The sequence below is a fragment of the Pseudoalteromonas sp. T1lg21 genome (assembly GCF_002964625.1).
Taxonomy (GTDB): domain Bacteria; phylum Pseudomonadota; class Gammaproteobacteria; order Enterobacterales; family Alteromonadaceae; genus Pseudoalteromonas; species Pseudoalteromonas gelatinilytica.
The window spans coordinates 1-737 of record NZ_PQBX01000025.1 but is presented as its reverse complement, the minus strand read 5'-3'; the positions used below and the strand labels follow the sequence as shown (position 1 = coordinate 737).

2 protein-coding genes are annotated in these 737 nt (G+C 42.7%); both read left to right on the top strand.

What is annotated here, in order from left to right; genetic code table 11:
* On the top strand, positions 1–272 hold a 272-nt coding region (locus C2M25_RS06855), incomplete at its 5' end, for a hypothetical protein (RefSeq protein WP_158679689.1).
* Positions 273–274: 2 nt separating this feature from the next.
* Positions 275–737, top strand: a 463-nt coding sequence (locus C2M25_RS06850; RefSeq protein ID WP_158679688.1) for a phage tail protein, incomplete at its 3' end; no start/stop codon positions are given.

Below are 737 nucleotides of genomic sequence, written 5' to 3'. Positions count from 1 at the left end.
CCGATGACCTTAATGCAGATCTGACCAATGTATTTTTTGCTGATTTTACTGATGTTAGTGTAATTGATGGCATTGAGGTTATCGGGTTTTTAGATATCAATGCATATCAATGGGCTGATGTTGACTCAAGTCAGCATATTTTTATCACTCCCCAGAGTGCCGGTTTTAATCTGCAGCGTCACGATACACTGACCATTTCAGGGAAGTTATACAAGTATGTTACTAAGCGCCAGCATGGCAACGTTACTCACCTAATAGTGGTACCAGGGTAATTATGACCATTATTAATATAAACCATAAACAGCTTACTTATGGGATGAACGAGTTAAACAGAGATTTAAAGCGCATCACCAAAGAAGGCGATCGTGCTGTCCAATCTGTTCTGAATCGCGGGCTTACCTCAATTAGAAAAGAAGCTGTTAAAGAGTCTGCTATTGCCTTAGCTGTGCCTCAGAAGGTGCTGCGAAAGCGTACATCAACACGCCGTGCAAGCCCTAAAAAATTGCGGATTATCATTACTGCAAGGACCCGCGCTATTAACGCTGTCGTTGCCGGCGCAAAAGAAACCGATACCGGTTTGAGCTTAGGGCCCTATGAATGGGATGGTGGATTTATTGTCACAAGCAAATACGGTAAGAGGGTGGGAGTTAAACGTTATGGTAAGAAAAGGTACCCACTTCAACCCACTGAAATTGGTAAAAGCTTTGTACACCGAGAAGTGAAAAGAGGGCTTGAAA